Here is an 18788-nt window from a genome sequence, read left to right on the forward strand (position 1 = left end):
TCGTAGCGGCACGGACGACGGCGTCACTCGTCGTAGTGTCGGGCGAGAATCGCGTGGGCGTCCTTGGCGGGCGGCTGGGCGCGACGGACCACGATGAGCTCGTCGCCGATCTCGATCTTGGTGGCCGTCTGGTCGTAGAAGCGGCGCAGCGTGCCGTTGCGGATGATGCCGATGACGCGCTCCCCCTGGACCGAGGCAGGCGGCTGTCCGGCCTCGCTGGCGTCGGCGAGCCGCTGATGCACCTCGAGGCCCTCGGCGCCGGTGAGCATGTCCTGCATGATGGTGCCCAGCTCGGGGCCGATGGCCGACAGGCCGAGGAGCCTGCCCACCGTCTCGGAGCTGGTGACCACCGACGACGCGCCCGACTGGCGCACCAGGGGCACGTTCTCGTGCTCCCGGACCGCGACCACGACGCCGGCCGTGGGGTTGAGCTGCCGGACCGTGAGGGTGGCGAGGATCGCGGTGTCGTCGCGGTCCAGGGAGATGATGACCTGCTTGGCCTTGCTGATCTCCGCCCTGCGGAGCAGCTCGCGGCGGGTGGCGTCGCCCTGGAACGCGGCCAGGCCGTCGAAGTTGGCGTCCGCGACGGCGCTGGCGTGGGCGTCGATGACGAGGATCTTCTCCAACGGCTCGCCCTGTCGGCGGAGCGTGTTGACGGCGCTGCGGCCCTTGGTGCCGTAGCCGATGACGACGACGTGGTTGCGCATCTTCCTCCTCCAGAACGTGTCCTTGATGCTCCGGCTCCCCTCCTTCGTCAGCACCTCGATGGTGGTGCCGACGAGGAGAACCAGGAAGCCGATGCGCAGCGGGGTGACGATCAGGGCGTTCATCAGGCGGGCATGGGCCGCCAGCGGCGTGATGTCGCCGTAGCCGGTGGTGGTGACGGTCACCGTCGAGTAGTAGAGCGCGTCGATGAGGCTGACGCCGTCTCCGGCGGTGTTGTCGATGTAGCTGTCGCGGTCCAGGTACACGATGGCGGTGCTGATGAGGAGCAGGAGCAGGGCCAGCAGGGCCCGCCGGGTGAGCTCCTTGAAGGGCGACGAGCTGATCCGGGGCAGGCTGACCAGTGACAGCACCCCGCCGCGTCCCCCGGGCTCCAACTTGGGCATGGGCTCAGACTGTCAGGACTGCGGTGAGGTTGTCGATGCCCATGGTGGCGAGGCGCTCGCGGCCACCCAGGAAGCCGAGCTCGATGAGGACGCTGACGTGCACCAGGTCCGCCCCCATCTGCTTGAGCAGGGCGGCCGTCGCCCCGACGGTGCCGCCGGTGGCCAGCACGTCGTCGACCACGAGAACCCGGGCACCGCGCCGGATGGCGTCGCGGTGCATGGTGAGCGTCTCGAAGCCGTACTCCAGCTCGAACGACTCGCTGATGGTCTCGCCGGGGAGCTTGCCCGGCTTGCGCACGGGCACGAACCCGGCGCCCAGGGCGAGCGCCACCGGGGCGGCGAAGATGAAGCCGCGCGCCTCCATGCCCACCACGACGTCGATCTCGCGGGGGGCGGTGGTGACCAGCTCCGTGACCGCCGCCTGGAACCCCTGCGGGGAGGCGAGGAGGGGTGTGATGTCCTTGAACACCACCCCCGGGCGGGGGAAGTCCGGGACGTCCGCCACCAGAGCCTCCACCAGCCCTCGCCGGCGTGCCGCCTCGTTGATGCTCACGCCTTGCCCTTCCGCTCGGCTCGCGAACCGCCGGTGCGCCGCTGCTGGCGCACACCGGGGGTGACCCCCGTGACGCCCGCGGTCGCGAGCGGCTCGGCCGCCGCGTCGAGGGTGGCCTGGCGGGTGGACCGCTGCGCGGCGCGGGCCTTGCGGCGGGCGAGTTGCGCGCGATGCTCCACCATGGCCGGCTCGCGCTCCCTGAGCAGCGCCAGGACGGGGGCGGCGATGAACAGCGAGGAGTACGCGCCGGCGATCATGCCGATCAGCAGCGCGAGCCCCAGATCCGCCAGGGGACCGCTCTGCAGGGTGGCGCCGGCGATGAACAGCGCCAGGACCGGCAGGACGCCGATGACCGTGGTGTTCAGCGAGCGCACAAGCACCTGGTTGACGGCCAGGTTGGCCTGCTCCGAGTAGGTGTGGCTGGTGTGCTCGATGCCCTTGACGTTCTCGCGGATCTTGTCGAAGACCACGACTGTGTCGTAGAGCGAGTAGGCCAGGATGGTCAGCACGCCGATCACGGTGGACGGGGTGACGGTGAAGCCCACCGCCGCGTAGACGCCGACGGTGACCAGCAGGTCGTGGAAGACGGCCACCACAGCCGCGACGGACATTTTCCAGTCCCGGAAGTAGATGGCGATCAGCGCCATCACCAGCACGATGAACACCACCAGGGCGATGGTGCCCTGGCGCGTGATCTGCGCGCCCCAGGAGCCGCTGATGGCGTTGTAGGTGACGTTGTCCACCGTCGTGCCCGCAATGTCTGCCACCGCCGAGCGAACCTGATTGGTCTCGTCGGGGGTGAGCGCCCGGGTCTGGACGCGGATCGCGTCCTCTCCCAGCGTGAACACCTGCGCGCTGAGATCCTCGATGGGCAGGTCCGCCACCTGGGCGCGCACCTCGTCGACGGTGCCCTGCTGGATGCTCATGGGCGCCTGGAAGTCCGTGCCGCCGCTGAACTCGATGCCGAGGGTGAGCCCGCGCAACACGAGCAGCAGGAGCGACACCCCGATGATGACAGCGGACACGATGAACCAGAGCCGCCGGTTCTTCATGAAGTCGTAGCTGGTCTGCCCGGTGTACAGACGCTCGGCGATCCCGAGCTTTCTGGTCGACATCATGCCTCCTGCGGGGTTGTCGAGGCGGCGACCGTCGTGCGGCGGGGCCGTCGTCCGAGCAGCGATTCGCGCGTGACGCCCATGTGGTGCGCGTCGAGGCCGGACCACTTGTGCCCCTCGCCGAAGAACTTCGTGCGGGCCAGCAGCTCGACGAGCGGCTTGGTGAAGAAGAAGACCACGGCCAGGTCGATCAGCGTGGTGAGGCCGAGCGTGAACGCGAAGCCCTTCACCGCGCCGACGGCCAGCACGAAGAGGACCACTGCGGAGAGCAGCGAGACCGCGTCGGAGATCACGATGGTGCCCCGCGCCTTGGTCCAGCCCGCCGACAGGGCGGACTTGAGGCTGCGGCCCTCGCGGATCTCGTCACGGATGCGCTCGAAGTAGATGATGAACGAGTCCGCCGTGACGGCGATGCCGACGATGGCGCCCGCGATGCCGGGAAGGTTGAGCGCGAAGCCCACCACGGAGCCCAGCAGCACCATCATCGCGTAGGTGGTGGCCGCCGCGACGGCCAGGGACAGCACCACGACGATGCCCATGCCCCGGTAGTACAGGAAGCTGTAGAGCATCACCACGAGCAGGCCCACGATTCCCGCGATGATCCCGACCCGCAGCTGCTCGCCGCCGAGGGTGGCCGACACGGTCTCCACCTGCGAGGGTTCGAAGGACAGCGGAAGGGATCCGAACTTCAGCACGTTGGCCAGGCCGGCCGCGGACTCGGCCGTGAAGCCGCCGCGGATGATGGCCTCGCCGTTGGTGATCTTGGCCTGGGCGGTGGCCACGGACTCGGCCTTGCCGTCGAGGACGATGGCGAACATGTTGCGGGGCTCCGCGGCGCCGACGAGGGCACCCGTGAGCTCGGACATGTTGGCGGTGCCGGTGCTGTTGAAGCTGAGCGTCACGGCGTACTCGAGCTCGCCCTGCGGGATGCCGAAGGAGGCGGTGGTGAGGTCCTGGCCGCGCACCGCCACCGGGCCGAGCAGGAGCTTCTGCAGGCCCTCGGCGTCGCACACCACCTGGGCCGTGAGCGGGTTGTCGGTGACCTCGTCGCCGCAGGTGAAGTCCAGGAAGGCCTGGTACTCCTCCTCGGTGGGCTGGTAGGCCAGCGCCTCGGCGATGGGGAGCTGGTCCCCGGCCTCGCCCTGCTCTCCAGGCTCGGGCGAGGGCGTGGGGCTGGGGGGCGCCGTCGGCAGGCCGGGGACCGGGGTCTCCGACGGATCCGGGCTGGCGGACGGGTCCGTGCCGGTACCGGCGGTCACCTGCAGCACGGGCCGGAACGACAGCTGGGCCGTCGCCCCGACGAGCTCCACCAGGTCGTCGCGCTCCACGTTGGGGGCGGAGACCACGATGTTGCGCTCACCCTGGACCACGACGGACGCCTCACCGACGCCGAGGCCGTCGACGCGCTGCTGGATGATGTCGCGGGCGAGCTCGAGCGACTCGAGGGACACGGACTCGTTGGTGGCGGTCAGGGTGATGGTCTGCCCGCCCTGCAGGTCGAGGCCGAGCTTCGGCGTCCACGTGTTCGTGGCGGCCATGATGGTGTACAGGCCCGCGACGATGAGCAGGAATACGGTGAGGACGACGCCGGGGCGCCCCCTCTTCGCTGTGGTGGCCACTGTTACTTGGTGTCCTCCGCACGCGGTTCCGCAGTGCGATCCTGGAAGAACGAGTCTGCCGCGGCGTCGGCCTCAGCCTGGACGACGGTGCCCTCGGTGGTCTCGGCCGAAGAGGGCTCGACGAGCTCCGGGGTGGCGTCCTCGACGAGTTCGTCAGCGGCGGACTCGTCGGTGAACTCGAACTCCTCGTCCTCGGCGCCGACCTTGCGGGCGACGTTGCCCTTGAGCACCGTCACCTCGACGCCGGGGGCCAGTTCGATGATCAGCTGCCGCTCGCCCACGTGGGCGACCGTGCCGAACATGCCGGAGGTGAGCAGGACACGATCGCCCTCGCTCAGGCCGGACTGCATCTCCTGGTGCTGCTTGGCGCGCTTCTGCTGCGGGCGGATCATGAGGAAGTACATGACCGCGAACAGCGCGATCATCATGAGGATCAGGTCCATATTTCACTCCAGACGTGGGTAAGCCATCGCTCAGGATAGCGGAGCGGCGAAGAATGTCAGCCGCGGCGCTCCCTGGCGTGGGAGTTGGGTCAGCTTCGGGGGTCGTGGGTCAGCATCTGGTGCACGCCGTCGAGGATCTCCACCGGCCGGTAGGGGAACTGGGTGATCGAGGTGGCCGTCGAGATGCCCGTCAGCACGAGCACGGTGTGGAGGCCGGCCTCCATGCCCGCGACGATGTCGGTGTCCATCCGGTCGCCGATCATGCCCGTCTCCTCCGAGTGGGCCCCGATCTTGTTCAGCGCGGAGCGGAACATCATGGGGTTGGGCTTGCCCACCACATAGGGCTCGCGCCCCGAGGCCTTGGTGATGAGCGCGGCGACCGCGCCGGTCGCGGGAACCACGCCCGTCGGCGTGGGGCCCGTGGCGTCGGGGTTGGTCGCGATGAACCGGGCGCCCGCGTCGATGAGGCGGATGGCGGTGGTGATGGCCTCGAACGAGTAGGTGCGGGTGTCGCCGATGACGACGAAGTCGGGCGAGCGGTCGGAGAGCACCATCCCTGCGTCGTGCAGCGCCGTCGAGAGGCCGGCCTCCCCCACCATGAAGCAGGTGCCGCCGGGCTTCTGCTCCGCCAGGAACTTGGCCGTGGCCATCGCGGAGGTCCAGATCCGTCCCTCAGGCACGTTGAGGCCGGAGTCCTGGAGGCGCGCGGCGAGGTCGCGCGGCGTGAAGGTGGCGTTGTTGGTCAGGACCAGGAAGGGGGTGTCCGTGGCCACCCAGTGGTCGATGAGCTCCTGCGCGCCGGGCAGAGCCCGGTTGTCGTGCACCAGCACGCCGTCCATGTCGGTGAGCCAGGCCTTGATGTCGGAACGCGTGCGCATGCTGCGTAGGCTACCGGTCGCCGGGCGGGACCCGGCGCCCCGACTAGTCGAAGAGCGCCGGGTTCGCCGACGGGACCGTCATCCCCATATGCGCGTACGCCGCCCGTGTGGCCACGCGCCCGCGGGGGGTGCGCACCATCAGACCCTGCCGGATGAGGAACGGCTCGGCGACCTCGGCCACCGTCTCGATCTCCTCCCCCACGCTCAGCGCCAGCGTGGACAGGCCGACGGGCCCTCCGTCGAAGAGCCGGCACAGCGCGTCGAGCACCGAACGGTCCAGCCGGTCCAGCCCCCGCTCGTCCACCTCGTACAGCTCGAGCGCGGACCGGGCCACGCCCCGGTCGACCTCGGGGTGGCCCTTCACCTGCGCGAAGTCCCGCACTCGGCGGAGCAGGCGGTTGGCGATGCGGGGCGTGCCTCGGGAGCGGCTTGCGATTTCGCCCCGCGCGGCGCCGTCGATCCGGACGCCCAGCTTTCCGGCCGACCCGGAGACGATGCCCTCCAGGTCTGCCGAGGAGTAGAAGTCCAGCTGCGCGGTGAAGCCGAACCGGTCCCTCAGCGGCCCCGGCAGCAGGCCCGCGCGGGTGGTGGCGCCCACCAGGGTGAACGGCGGCAGCTCGATCGGGATGGCGGTGGCGCCGGGCCCCTTGCCGACGATGACGTCCACCCGGAAGTCCTCCATGGCGAGGTACAGCATCTCCTCGGCGGGGCGGGACAGGCGGTGGATCTCGTCGAGGAACAGCACCTCGCCCTCCGCGAGCCCGGAGAGGATCGCGGCGAGGTCGCCGGCGTGCTGGATGGCCGGGCCGGACGAGATGCGCAGCCCGGTGCCGAGCTCGGCGGCGATGATCATGGCGAGCGTCGTCTTGCCGAGCCCGGGCGGCCCGGAGAGCAGCACGTGGTCCGGGGACGTGCCCCGGTGTCTGGCCGCGTCGAGCACGAGGGCCAGCTGCTCGCGGACCCTCGGCTGCCCCTCGAACTCGGCCAGCCGCTTGGGCCGCAGCGCCGCCTCGTAGTCCCTGTCCTCGACGTCGGCCGTCGGGTCCACCTCGGAGTGCTGGTCCACCACCTGCTACCTCCTCGCCAGCGAGTTCAGGGCGGCGCGCAGGAGCTTGGCGATGCCGATTCCCGGGTCCGCCTCGACGAGGTGGGCCACGTTGTCGCAGGCCGCGTCCGCGTCGCGCGCGGACCAGCCGAGCCCCTGCAGGCCGTCGCTGACCTGGGCGCGCCACGCCTCGCCGTCGGCAGGGGCGGGCACGCCGTCCGAGGCCGGGTCCGTCAGCGTCAGGACCTTGTCCTTGAGCTCGATCACGAGCTTCTGGGCGCCCTTGAGCCCGATGCCGGGCACCGAGCACAGCCGCTTCAGGTCCTCGGCGAGCACCGCCCGGCGCAGTTCCCCCGGGGTGAGGACCGACACGATCGCCAGCGCCAGCTTGGGCCCCACGCCGCTGGCGGTCTGCGCGAGCTCGAACGCCTCGCGCTCCCCCTCGTCGCCGAATCCGAACAGGGTCATCGAGTCCTCACGGACCACCAGCGAGGTGTGGAGGGTGCAGCGCTCGCCGGGGCGCAGCCCGGCCGCGGTCTGGGGCGTGGTGAGCACCCGGAAGCCGACGCCCCCGACGTCGAGCACGCCGGAGGTGGCGCCGGCCGTGACCACGGTCCCGGTGAGCTGGGAGATCATCTGCTGCCCGTCCTGGCTGCCGCGACAGCCGCGGCGTAGCGGTTGGTGGCGCCCCCGCGCCAGGCATGGCACACGGCGATGGCGAGGGCGTCCGCGGCGTCGGCGGGGCGCGGCGGCGCGTCGAGCCGCAGGATGCGCGTGACCATGAGCGCCACCTGGGCCTTGTCAGCTCCGCCCGACCCGGTCACGGCCGCCTTGACCTCCGACGGCGTGTGGAACGTCACCGGCAGCCCGCGGCGGGCGCCGGTCAACGCCGCGACACCCGCGGCCTGCGCGGTGTCCATCACCGAGCTCTTGTTGTGCTGCGAGAAGACCTGTTCGATCGCGACGGCGTCCGGCCGGTGCTCCTCGAACCACTCGGCCAGCCCCGTCTCCAGGGCGAGCAGCCTCGACGCGACGTCGAGTCCGACGGGAGTGCGCACCACCCCGACGGCCACCAGGACAGGCGGCCGGCCGACGGTACCGTCGACGATCCCCACACCGCAGCGGGTGAGTCCGGGGTCGATTCCGATGATGCGCATGCCCGGTGGATCAGTCCTCGGCCTCGAGGGCCTCGGCGACCTCGTGGGTCACGTCGAGGTTGGTGTACACGTTCTGCACGTCGTCCGAATCGTCCAGCGCGTCGATGATGCGGAACACCTTCTGCGCCACGTCCACCGAGTCCACCTCCTGGTCGAACGAGGGGACGAACTGCACCTCGGAGGAGTCGTAGTCCAGGCCGGCCGCCTCGATGGCTTTGCGCACCTCGACCGTGTCGTTGGGGTCGCAGACCGCCTCCCACACGTCACCGTCGTCGTCGACCTCCTCGATGCCCGCCTCGAGCGCGGCCTCGAGAAGGTCGTCGTCGGAGACGTCCCTGCCGCCCTGCTGCTTGGGGACCGTCACCACGCCCTTGCGCGCGAACAGGCGCTGCACGGAGCCCACGTCTGCCATGGTGCCGCCGTTGCGGGTGACCGCGACACGCACGTCGGAGGCGGAGCGGTTGCGGTTGTCGGTGAGGCACTCGATGAGGATCGCCACGCCGGCGGGTCCGTACGCCTCGTACATGATGGTCTCGTAGTCGGCGCCCCCGGACTCGGCACCCGAGCCGCGCTTGACGGCGCGGTCGATGTTGTCGTTGGGGACCGAGGACTTCTTGGCCTTCTGGACGGCGTCATAGAGCGTGGGGTTGCCGGACAGGTCCCCGCCACCGATCCGGGCCGCAACCTCGATGTTCTTGATCAGCTTGGCGAACAGCTTGCCGCGCTTGGCGTCGATGACGGCCTTCTTGTGCTTGGTCGTCGCCCACTTGGAATGGCCACTCATCCGGACCCACCTTCTTTTATCGCTCTCGTGTCTGACTGCTCGGGACAGCTTATCGCGGGGTCAGGGGACGACCTTCGCGAGCAGCGCCACGGCGTCGCGTGTCGTCCAGCCGAGCTCCGCACACAGCCGCTGGACGCCCACTCCGTCGGGCGTGTCGATGCCGATGCCCGCCTCCTGGCAGCCTGCGTCGCGCATGGCCTGGAGGCAGCGGCCCATGAGCGCCAGTGAGATCTTGTGGCCCCTGTGCCCGGGGTGCACGCCGAACCGCTCGATCCAGCCGACGGGGGCCCCGTCGTCGTCGGTGTCGGCCACGCCGCTCATGGCGTACCCGACGACGCGGTCCTCGACACGGGCGAGGAAGGACCACTCGGGGCGGAAGTCGTCGTCGTCCAGGCGCGCGGCCCAGACGTCCTCGGCCACCTCGTCGCCCATGCCGCGGAAGCAGATGTTGTGCAGCTGCCGCACCGGCTCCGAGTGGACGGGGGCGAACCGCTCCAGCTCCACGCCGTCGACGTCGGGGACGGCCAGCGGCAGGGTCAGGTCACGCTGGAGGTCGTAGTAGAACCGCTCCCGGGTGAAGCCGAGGTTGGTGGCCACCCGCTCCAGCCCTGGGCGGCCCAGCTCCGCGTAGCAGCCGAGCCACAGCGGCTGGCCGGGGCGGAACTCGTCGCGCCAGGCAGTGGCGTGGGTCATCTGCCAGTGCAGCAGGGCCGTGCCGATGTGGAGGTGCCGATGGGTGGGGTGGACGCCGCCCATGAGGTACATCCGCAGCGGATCACCGTCGGCGATGTAGGTGATGGCGTAGGCCGACAGGGACTGGTACGCGTCGTATCCTCCGACGGCGTGCGCGACACGCAGGTCGCGTTGCGTGATGGAGGCGGCCACCCCGGACAGCACCGAGTCCTCCAGGGCGTCCAACTGGGCCCTGAAGTGGTCCAGCTCCGCTGAGTCGTCGGGCCCGAGGAGGCGCCACGCGAGGTGCGGCTCCACATAGGCGTCCATGCCCGGGCTACCGCCAGATCCGCGACTCGGGCGCCGCCTTCGGGGCGGACTGGTCCCAGAGCCGGCGCCATCGGGGCGCGGTCAGCGCGGGGTTGGCCGATGACGCGGCGTCCCGGCGGCGCTGCACCGTCCACCACGACAGGTCGCCCTCGTGGACGAGCTCCTCGACTCGGGCCTGCAGCTCGGCGGTGGCCTCCGTCAGGGACCGGCCGCGGGTGTAGATGGGCGCGCCGAACCTGACCGACACCTTGGGCTTGCTGCGCAGCGCCAGCTTCAGGGTGTCCTTGAGCTTGAACGTGCCGACGATGCCCACGGGCACGATGGGCACGTTGTGCTGGTTGGCGAGGTCCGCCGGCACCGTGGAGAACTCCCCCACCAGGCCGCGTCCCACCGCCTCGTCGGCGAAGACCACGACGTTGCGCCCGCGGGCTATCGCGCGCGACGGCGCGATCATGGTGGGCCGGACGCGCGCCGGGAGCGCGAAGCGCAGCAGCTGGTAGTCCAGGGCCCCCTGCTCGTTGGCGGCGAACACCACGGGCGCCTGGAGCCCGGCGATGCTGTCCGCCGAGACGAGCTCGACCCGCAGCCGCAGGCTGAGCAGGAGGAGCCTGAGGTGGCGCCCGCTGAGGGTGGCGCGCAGGCTCAGATGATCGTGGGTGAGCGGGGGGCGCGCCGGGGCGCCCGTGGGGCGTTCCGGGCGGAGCAGCCCCGTGGCGATCTGCGTCAGGTCCCGGGGCCAGGTCAGCTTCGGCTTCTGCCGCCCGCGCCCGCTCTGCGCCCAGGACGGGAGCTGGCGGGTCATCGCACGTCGCCCAGTGCCAGCCCGGGGCCGCGGAGCACGGTGATGTCCGGCGTGCCCCCGACGCTGTTGGAGGCGATCTCCAAGGCGTCCGCGTACGTGGTCGCCGCGCGGTGGCCGAGCAGGGCGGCGCTGCGCCGGTCCCCGCCCACCCAGATCACGTCGGCGAACTGCTCCGCCGCGCCGGCCGTGGCGTACCACTGGTGGAACACGTGCAGCGGATGCTCCGCGAACTGCTTGCGGTACAGGTCCAGGTACCACTCGTCGTCGATGGCCCGCGGCTCGTACGTGGCCGAGATCTCGGCCGGGTCCGTGGTGTTGGTCAGCACAGTGGCGAAGAAGTCCGCGGCGGCGGACTGGCGGCGGTTGGAGAACCGCCTGCGCAACGGGTGGAAGGCGATGAGCGCGCCGCCGGGGCGGGTGAACGGGGTGCCCAGGTGGGCGCCGGCCCGGGCGACCAGGGCGTGGTGCGCCGCCCCGAGCGGGGAGCCCACCGGATCTCCCTGGTCGAAGGACGCGCCCCAGACCGAGGTGACCAGGACGTCGGAGCGGCCCTTGACCTCCACGGCGTTGGCGGCCTTCCACACGAGCCTGGAGTCGGCGAGGACGCGCGGGTAGTCGCCCCCGAGGACGTCGACGACGGCGTAGTCCGCGCGCGGGTTGCCGTGCAGCGCCTGCGCACCCTGCCTGGGGAGCGCCGCCACGATCTGGCGGGCGCTCGCGAACGACAGCTTGTCGCCCAGGTTCCACTCCCATTCCCGCTTGGAGGCGAACCGCAGGGAGCGGCCCAGCAGCGGCTGCCCGAGGACCGCGACGAGGGCGAAGGTGGGGATCTTCTCCCGCACCAGTCGCTCCACCTGCGCGCAGTACTCATCGGTGCGCCCGGCGCCTGAGAGTCGGTTGAGCGTCAAGACGTCGGCCAGGCCGGCGACGAACGGGCACTGTTCCCCCGAGTCCGCCCGGGTGGACACCAGCACCACCAGGTCCGAGTTGGCCACGCGGCGGTTGAACCTCACCGGGACGCCGTCGACCTCGCCGAGCGTGACGAGATCGGGATCAGTCACGTCGTGGCTGGTCACCAGCGCGTCGGGGAGGAAGGACGTGGCCACCCGGTCGCCCAGGATCTCGGTGACGAGCGCCGCGTTCCAGCGCTGCCTGAGGCCGGTTGCGATGACCAGCTCGACGTCGTCGACGCCGGCGCGAGCCGCCGTCTCCAGCACCCGCTCCACCAGTGTGCGGCGCACCTCGAACTGCGGCCGGGGCAGCGGCTGCTCGGAGTCCGCCACCACGATGGTCAGCCGCGTCTCGGGCTTGAGCTGCGCGGCGAGCGGATCCGCCCCGATCGGGGCAGCCAGAGCGGCGTCGACGAGACCCACCGGGTCCGTCGAGGGCACGGCATCGGCCGCGTAGACGACCCTCGTGCCGACGCCCAGGCGCTGGAGGCGGAGGTCCGCGCCCGCCATGGTGAGCAGCGGCGGGGTCTTGTCGTCCACCTCGAGGACGAATCCGGGACGAGACATCAGTCTTCCTTTCCGTTCACGACATCCTCCAGCGGGGCAGCGGCGACATGGCCGGCCATTCGACGATCGACCAGCCCTTGGTCTTGGCGGCCCTCATCAGCCCGATGTCCGGGCTGACGGCCACCGGGTTGCCCACGGTGGTCAGCATCGGCAGGTCCACGTGGCTGTCTGCGTAGCCGTAGGACTGGCTGAGATCGATGTCGTGGAGGGCGGCGTAGTGGGTCAGCCACGCCGAGCGGGACTCGCCCACCATGGGAGGCCCGCTGAGGTAGCCGGTGCAGCGTCCGGCGCCGTCGGTGGCCAGCTCTGCGGCGACGATGGTGTCGAACAGCCCCTCGAACGGGCGGGTCAGCGGCCTGATCACGCCCGTCATGAGGATGGTGGTGTGGCCGGCGTCGCGGTGCTCGCGGATCCGGCGGATGGCGTCCGGGGACATCCGGTCGAGGATCAGCGGGGCGAGCTTCTCGTCGACATAGGCCTCGAGCGCCGCCAGGTCCGCGCCCGCGTAGCGCCGGTAGATGGAGCGCAGGAACACGCCGCGGTCTCGGCGCTCGGCGCCCAGGTAGACCGGCAGCTGCGCGGCCACCCTGGCCACCTCGATCGCGCGGCGCATCGGGGAGAGCTCCGGGAGCCGCGCCCACAGGTAGGTCTCGACGACGTTGGTGGCCATCACCGTGCCGTCGAGGTCGAAGGCGGCCAGGACCGTGCCGGGGGCGGCGGGCTTCAGCTCCCTGAAGGTGGCGGAACGGGCCTGCCTGCGCTTGCGGGCGGCCTCGAGGCGGCGCACGGGGTCCGTGATGGCCGGGATGTGCACCTCCTCCAGGTAGTGCTGCCACGTGTAGGAGGCCGAGTCGAAGCCGAACAGGGGCTTGTCGTCGGGGTGGAGCGAGTTGTGCAGCGCGAGGGCGCAGTCGTCGACGAAGTGCAGCTCGGACTGCAGGTACTCGCCGTACAGGGTGAGGTACTTGCTGAGGAAGTCCAGCTGCTTGGCGGACTTGTCGAGGCTGGTCGCCCAGGCGCGGGTGGCCTTCCCGCGCGGGGCGAAGCTCAGCAGCGCGTTGCCCGCCGAGACGCCCTTCTGCGCCACCCACATCAGCTTCTCGATGGGCTCGGCGCCGGGGAACGTCCAGGTGGCCAGCGGCGTCGAACCCTGACCGGAGGTGTAGGGGTGCTTCTCGAAGTAGGCCCGCACGTGCTCGTAGACCCCGCGGAACGTTAGCGGGTTCCTGGCCCCGGAGGACCCGTGGTAGTACTCGGGCCGCCCGACCTGGGGGGTGCTCGCGCACACGGCGATGATCCCGTTGACGATGAAGTCGCAGGGGATGATGTCGATCACCGCGTCCGGCGAGGCGGGGAACTCGGGGAGCTGGCCGCGGCCGTAGGCCAGGATGAGCGGCTCGGCCATCTTGAAGCCCTCGATCCAGCCCGGGTACGGGTGGACGAGCGAGGACTCGACGATGGCGGGCCGGTAGATGGAGACCCGGAAGTCCTGTGCCAGGTCCGCCACCACCCGCTCGCCCAGCGCCTTGGCGAAGGTGTAGACGTCCGTCCAGCCCAGGGAGCGCGCACGCTCGGTGCCGGCCTGGACCAGTTCGCGCTTCACCCATTCCTGGCGGCGGCGCTCGGTGTCGCGGGACGTGGTGAGGTAGCCGGCCTTGGCGTGCAGGGCCTCGGCCTCCTTGCGGAGCCTGGTCAGCTGGTCCGCGTCGCGGGAGCGGGCCTCGATGTGCTGCTTCATGGCCAGCGCGGCGGCCGTCTCGGCCTCGTAGTCGACGTCGTGGACGTGCGCGGCCTCGGGGATGGCGCCACGCCGCCGCCCGGCGGTGTACGCGGTGGAGACGTGCACGTAGTGGGGCACCTTCACCAGCGTGCCGTCCTCGTCGGAGCAGGCCTCGCGGAGTCTGGTCAGGAGCGCCTTGGTGCCGACGACGTTGGTCAGGAAGGCCTGGTCGATCGGTGGGTCGAACGAGACGTCGCCGGCGCAGTGCAGCAGGATGTCGAGGTCGCGCGGCAGCTCGGGCACGTTGGGCAGGTCGCCCTCGATCACCTGGACGCGCTCGGCCATCAGCTTCTCGACGCCCCCGGCGGCCTCGACGATGGGCTTGAAGATCTTCTTCCCCAGCAGCCCGGCCACGCGCTGCGCGGCCGTCACCGAGCCCTTGGGGCGCACCAGCACGCCGGTGGTGGTCCCGGGGCACTCGGTGAGCACCTTCCACAGGAGCTGCTCGCCGATGAACCCGGTCACGCCGGTCATCACGATCTTCTTGCCGTCGAGGAGTTCCGAGATCCGGCCCTCCAGCAGCGGGGGCACGTGCACGCGGTCGGGGTGCACCTCGCCGAAGGTGCTGGCGGGGGGCTTAGGCATCTGCTTCTCCTCCGGCGACGGCGAGCGCCTCCTGGATCGTGAACCGGCCCAGGTAGAGCGCCGTCCCGATGATGGCCCCCTCGATGCCCTGGCCCACGAGGCGGCGCAGGTCCCGGAGGTTGTCCAGGGTGGCGATGCCGCCGGAGGCGATGACTTTCCGGCCGCTGCGCTCGGCGACGGCGAGGAGGAGGTCGACGTTGGGGCCGGTCAGCATGCCGTCGGCGTTGACGTCGGTGACGACGAACCGCTCGCAGCCCGCCGCGACGAGCCTGTTGAGGGTCTCGGGCCAGGGGCCGCCCTCCGTCGTCCAGCCGCGGGCCGCGAGGTTCTCGCCGCGCACGTCGAGGCCGATGGCGATGCGGTCACCGTGCTCGGCGATGATGCGCTCGCACCATTGGGGGTTCTCGAGGGCGGCGGTGCCGATGTTGACGCGCCGGGCTCCCGTGGCCAGGGCCCGCTGGAGCGAGGCGTCGTCGCGGATGCCTCCGGAGATCTCCACCATCATGTCGAGCTTACCGACGATCGAGCGCAGCAGCTCGGCGTTGCTGCCGCGGCCGAAGGCGGCGTCGAGGTCCACGAGGTGCAGCCACTCCGCCCCGCCGTCCTGCCACCGCAACGCGGCTGCGAGCGGGTCGCCGAACTCCTTCTGCGACCCCGCGATTCCCTGCACGAGCTGGACGGCCTGGCCGCCCTGCACGTCGACGGCCGGCAACAGCTGCAAGTTCTCCACGACGCCCAACCCTAGCCGAAACCGGCCGTGCCCTCCGGAGGCCGGATCTATGCGCGGGCGCCGCGCTACCAGGAGCCGAGCCAGTTCGCGATGAGCCGCGCGCCGGCGGCCCCGGACTTCTCGGGATGGAACTGGGTGGAGCTCACGGGGCCGCGCTCGACGGCCGCGACGAACGTGGCGTCCTCGTGGCGCGCCGTGGTGACCAGCGCGTCCGCGGGCCCGTCGACGGCGGCGTAGCTGTGCACGAAGTAGAACCTCTCCCCCGCAAGGCCCTCGAACAGCGTGCTGCCCTCGGGCGGGCTCACGGTGTTCCATCCCATGTGCGGCAGGCGCCTGGCCTCGAGCTCCACCACGCGGCCGCGGAACAGGCCCAGGCCCGGGGTGTCGACGCCGTGCTCGGTGCCCCCGTCGAACAGCACCTGGTGTCCCACGCAGATCCCGAACAGCGGGCGCCCCGAGGCCACCCAGTCCGCGATCAGCTCGACGCCGCCCGCGGCCCGGAGCCCGGCCATGCAGGCCGCGTAGGCGCCCACCCCCGGGACCACGAGGGCGTCCTGGCGGCGCAGCTCCGCCAGATCGTCGGTGACCACCAGCTCCGCTCCCGCGTTGGCGAACGCGCGGGCGGCCGAGTGCAGGTTGCCCGAGCCGTAGTCGAGCAGCCCCACGCGGCGGCTCAGAGCGAGCCCTTGGTGCTGGGCACGCCGGTGACGCGCGGGTCGATCTCGACGGCCTCGCGCAGCGCCCGGGCCAGCGCCTTGAACTGGGCCTCCACGATGTGGTGCGGGTCGCGGCCGGCGAGGAGGGTGAGGTGCACGCACAGCCCCGCGTTGAGGGCCAGCGCCTCGACCACGTGGTAGGTCATGGACCCGGCGTAGGGCACGCCCGATCCGCCGATGAGCGCGTACACCTGGCCGTCCGGCTCCCCCTTGCACACCACGTACGGGCGGCCCGCGACGTCGACGACACAGTCCGCGACCGCCTCGTCGAGCGGCACGACGGCGTGGCCGAACCGGCGGATGCCCGACTTGTCCCCCAGCGCCTGCCTGATGGCCTGGCCGATGCAGATGGCCGCGTCCTCGATGGTGTGGTGGCCGTCGATGTGCAGGTCCCCGGTGGCCTCGACGGTGAGGTCGATGAGGGAGTGCCGCGACAACGCGGTCAGCATGTGGTCGTAGAAGCCCACGCCCGTGCTGATCGTGGAGCGGCCGGTGCCGTCCAGGTCGACGGTGACCTTGATGCTCGACTCGCTCGTGGAGCGCTCGACGGTGGCGGTGCGGGTCACGGTGTGGTCCCTTCGATCGTGGGGTTGAGGTCGTCCAGGGCCGCGCGCAGCGTGGCCATCTCCGTCGGCGTGCCGGCGGAGACGCGGAGGAAGCCGGCGGGTCCGGTCTCCCGGATCAGGATGCCCCGGTCGAGCAGGTCCTGCCAGACCCGGTGCCGGTCCGCGAAACGCCCGATGAGGCTGAAGTTGGCCTCTGAGTCGATCACGTCGTAGCCGCGGCCCCGTGCCCAGGCCTCGAAGCCCCTGGCCTCCGCGGCCAGCTCACGCACCTGGGCCAGGAGCTCGTCGGCATGCGCGAGCGCCACGCGTGCCACGGCCTGGGTCTGGGCGCTCAGGTGGTAGGGCAGGCGGACGATGCGGCAGGCGTCCACGATGGCAGGGGCCGCCGCCATGTAGCCGACGCGGCCGCCGGCCAGGGCGAAGGCCTTGGACATCGTCCGCGACACCACCAGCCGCGGGTGACGATCCAGCAGCTCCAGCGCCGACGGCTTGGCCGAGAACTCCTGGTACGCCTCGTCGATCACGACGATGGCGTCCGTGCCGGAGCAGATCTCGTCGATCACCTCCAGCGGGACCACGGTGCCGGTGGGGTTGTTGGGCGTGGCGATGAGGACGACGGTGGGCTCCTCCTCGCGGACGGCGTCCAGCACCAGCCGGGCGTCCAGCGTGAAGTCCGGGTGCCTGGGGACCGCGACGTACTCGGTGCACGTGTTGCGCGCGTACTCCGGGTACATCGAGTACGTGGGGGTGAATGCCAGCACCCGGCGCCCGGGTCCGCCGAAGGCGGTGAGCAGGTGGGCCATGATCTCGTTGGAGCCGTTGGCCACCCAGATCCGCTCCGCCGTGAGCCCGTGCCCCAGGTAGGCCGCCAGGTCCTGGCGCAGCGCCGTCGCCTCCCTGTCGGGGTACCGGTTGAGGGTGCCGGCGGCCGCGACGACGGCTGCCGCCATCTCGTGCCGGATCAGCGGCGACGGCGGGTACGGGTTCTCGTTGACGTTGAGCACCACGGGCACGTCCAGCTGGGGGGCGCCGTAGGGCTCCTGCCCCACCAGGTCCGCTCGGAGGGGCAGCTGGTCGAGGGTGATCATCGGGGCCTCCGGACGGTGATGGCGTTCGCGTGGCCGGGGAGGTCCTCCGCGTTGGCGAACCGCTCCACGCCGTCGGCGATGGCCATGAGCGCCTCCGACGTGTAGCCGATGACGTGGACCGTCTTGATGAACGAGCGCACGCTCAGCCCGGACGAGTGGCAGGCGCACCCGGCCGTGGGGAGGACGTGCGTGGAGCCGGCCGAGTAGTCGCCGAGCGACACCGGCGAGTAGTCACCCACGAAGATCGCGCCGGCGTTGCGGATCCGGTTGGCCACGGACTCCGCGTCTGCGGTCTGGATCTCGAGGTGCTCCGCGGCGTAGGCGTCCGCCACCGCGATCGCCTGGTCGATGTCGCGCACCAGCACCACCGCGGACTGCTGGCCGCCCAGCGCGGTGCGGATCCGTTCGACGTGCCGGGTGGCAGGCACCTGGGCCGCCAGCTCCTCCTGGACCCGCTCGGCCAGCCGTGGGGACGCGGTGATCAGGACCGAGGCCGCGATCGGGTCGTGTTCGGCCTGGGAGATGAGGTCCGCCGCCACGTAGGCGGGGGTGGCAGTGTCGTCGGCGATGACCGCGATCTCGGTGGGGCCGGCCTCCGAGTCGATGCCGACCAGGCCGCGCACCAGCCGCTTCGCGGCCACCACGTAGATGTTCCCGGGACCGGTGATGAGCGAGACCGGCTCGCAGAGCCCCGGCACGCCGTGGGCGAACATGGCGATGGCCTGGGCGCCTCCGACGGCGTAGACCTCCTCCACGCCGAGGATGTGGCACAGGGCCAGGATGTTGGGGTGCGGCAGGCCGCCGAACTCCTTCTGCGGGGGGGAGGCCACCGCGATGGACGGCACCCCGGCCACCTGCGCGGGCACCACGTTCATGATGACGCTGGAGGCCAGGGGCGCCAGGCCGCCGGGCACGTAGAGGCCCACGCGGTCCACCGGGATGTTCCGCAGCCCCACGCGGGCGCCGTCGGCCAGGACGGCAGGCGCCGGGTTGCGGTCGAGCTCGAGTTCGCCGGCCACGTGGCGTCGGCGGCGGATGGCCTCCGCGAAGGCATCGGCCAGGTCAGGGTCCAGCTCGTCGGCGGCGCGCCTCAACGCCTCCGCCGGCACCCGGAGGTGGGTGGGGGTCACGCCGTCGAACCTCTGCGAGAACTCGCGCAGCGCGTCCTCGCCGCGATGCACGACTGCGTCGACGATGGGCGCGACGACGGAGACGGCGGCCTCCACGTCGAACTGGCCCCGGGGAAGGTGGTCGCGGTAGGCGCCGTCGACGCCCGTCAGATCTAGAACTCGCAGCACA

At 71.3% G+C, this 18788-nt stretch carries 19 protein-coding genes; all 19 read right to left on the reverse strand.

Translation table 11 applies throughout. The features are described from left to right. Positions 1–23: 23 nt before the first annotated feature. The 19 genes from ACZK5D_RS05565 to hisD all read right to left on the reverse strand — a co-directional run bounded on the left by ACZK5D_RS05565 (position 24) and on the right by hisD (position 18787). The gene (locus ACZK5D_RS05565) at positions 24–1109 is read right to left on the reverse strand and encodes a potassium channel family protein (protein ID WP_458993922.1); all 1086 of its coding nucleotides are present in this window, start codon (positions 1107–1109) and stop codon (positions 24–26) included. A gap of 4 nt (positions 1110–1113) precedes the next feature. Then, on the reverse strand, positions 1114–1656 hold the full coding sequence (locus ACZK5D_RS05570; RefSeq protein ID WP_458996533.1) for an adenine phosphoribosyltransferase: 543 nt from the start codon (positions 1654–1656) through the stop codon (positions 1114–1116). A gap of 2 nt (positions 1657–1658) precedes the next feature. Continuing rightward, on the reverse strand, positions 1659–2777 hold the full coding sequence (gene secF / locus ACZK5D_RS05575) for a protein translocase subunit SecF (RefSeq protein WP_463664580.1): 1119 nt from the start codon (positions 2775–2777) through the stop codon (positions 1659–1661). Then, positions 2777–4396, reverse strand: a complete 1620-nt coding sequence (gene secD / locus ACZK5D_RS05580; protein WP_458993920.1) for a protein translocase subunit SecD — start codon at positions 4394–4396, stop codon at positions 2777–2779. The genes secF and secD overlap by 1 nt, the downstream gene beginning before the upstream one ends. A 2-nt stretch (positions 4397–4398) precedes the next feature. Beyond that, a complete protein-coding gene (gene yajC / locus ACZK5D_RS05585) occupies positions 4399–4839 on the reverse strand; it encodes a preprotein translocase subunit YajC (protein WP_458993919.1) in 441 nt (146 codons plus the stop codon). Positions 4840–4928: 89 nt separating this feature from the next. Beyond that, positions 4929–5717, reverse strand: coding sequence for an HAD-IIA family hydrolase (locus ACZK5D_RS05590; RefSeq protein WP_458993918.1), 789 nt, complete (start codon positions 5715–5717; stop codon positions 4929–4931). A 43-nt stretch (positions 5718–5760) separates the two neighbouring features. Next, positions 5761–6786: a Holliday junction branch migration DNA helicase RuvB gene (ruvB, locus tag ACZK5D_RS05595; RefSeq protein ID WP_458993917.1), complete on the reverse strand. Its 1026-nt coding sequence runs from the start codon at positions 6784–6786 to the stop codon at positions 5761–5763. Between the two features lie 3 nt (positions 6787–6789). Continuing rightward, complete coding sequence (gene ruvA / locus ACZK5D_RS05600) at positions 6790–7398, reverse strand: Holliday junction branch migration protein RuvA (RefSeq protein ID WP_463664581.1); 609 nt, start codon at positions 7396–7398, stop codon at positions 6790–6792. Then, the gene (gene ruvC, locus ACZK5D_RS05605; protein WP_458996532.1) at positions 7395–7910 is read right to left on the reverse strand and encodes a crossover junction endodeoxyribonuclease RuvC; all 516 of its coding nucleotides are present in this window, start codon (positions 7908–7910) and stop codon (positions 7395–7397) included. Before ruvC ends, ruvA begins: the two co-directional genes overlap by 4 nt. Positions 7911–7929: 19 nt before the next feature. Beyond that, positions 7930–8703, reverse strand: a complete 774-nt coding sequence (locus tag ACZK5D_RS05610; RefSeq protein WP_463664582.1) for a YebC/PmpR family DNA-binding transcriptional regulator — start codon at positions 8701–8703, stop codon at positions 7930–7932. Positions 8704–8763: 60 nt separating this feature from the next. After that, a complete protein-coding gene (locus ACZK5D_RS05615; RefSeq protein WP_463664583.1) occupies positions 8764–9705 on the reverse strand; it encodes a GNAT family N-acetyltransferase in 942 nt (313 codons plus the stop codon). Positions 9706–9712: 7 nt separating this feature from the next. After that, positions 9713–10507, reverse strand: coding sequence for a lysophospholipid acyltransferase family protein (locus tag ACZK5D_RS05620; protein ID WP_458993913.1), 795 nt, complete (start codon positions 10505–10507; stop codon positions 9713–9715). Further along, a complete protein-coding gene (locus ACZK5D_RS05625; protein WP_463664584.1) occupies positions 10504–12024 on the reverse strand; it encodes a lactate racemase domain-containing protein in 1521 nt (506 codons plus the stop codon). Before ACZK5D_RS05625 ends, ACZK5D_RS05620 begins: the two co-directional genes overlap by 4 nt. A 16-nt stretch (positions 12025–12040) precedes the next feature. Next, positions 12041–14389, reverse strand: coding sequence for an HAD-IB family hydrolase (locus tag ACZK5D_RS05630; RefSeq protein ID WP_458993911.1), 2349 nt, complete (start codon positions 14387–14389; stop codon positions 12041–12043). Next, positions 14382–15119, reverse strand: a complete 738-nt coding sequence (gene priA, locus ACZK5D_RS05635; protein ID WP_463664585.1) for a bifunctional 1-(5-phosphoribosyl)-5-((5-phosphoribosylamino)methylideneamino)imidazole-4-carboxamide isomerase/phosphoribosylanthranilate isomerase PriA — start codon at positions 15117–15119, stop codon at positions 14382–14384. The genes ACZK5D_RS05630 and priA overlap by 8 nt, the downstream gene beginning before the upstream one ends. A gap of 65 nt (positions 15120–15184) precedes the next feature. Further along, the gene (gene hisH, locus ACZK5D_RS05640; protein WP_463664586.1) at positions 15185–15784 is read right to left on the reverse strand and encodes an imidazole glycerol phosphate synthase subunit HisH; all 600 of its coding nucleotides are present in this window, start codon (positions 15782–15784) and stop codon (positions 15185–15187) included. 8 nt (positions 15785–15792) lie between these two features. Beyond that, complete coding sequence (hisB, locus tag ACZK5D_RS05645) at positions 15793–16401, reverse strand: imidazoleglycerol-phosphate dehydratase HisB (RefSeq protein ID WP_463664587.1); 609 nt, start codon at positions 16399–16401, stop codon at positions 15793–15795. Beyond that, positions 16398–17489: a histidinol-phosphate transaminase gene (locus ACZK5D_RS05650; RefSeq protein ID WP_458993907.1), complete on the reverse strand. Its 1092-nt coding sequence runs from the start codon at positions 17487–17489 to the stop codon at positions 16398–16400. Before ACZK5D_RS05650 ends, hisB begins: the two co-directional genes overlap by 4 nt. After that, a complete protein-coding gene (gene hisD, locus ACZK5D_RS05655; RefSeq protein WP_458993906.1) occupies positions 17486–18787 on the reverse strand; it encodes a histidinol dehydrogenase in 1302 nt (433 codons plus the stop codon). Before hisD ends, ACZK5D_RS05650 begins: the two co-directional genes overlap by 4 nt. Position 18788 lies beyond the last annotated feature (1 nt).

The organism is Tessaracoccus yangjingae (assembly GCF_055326235.1).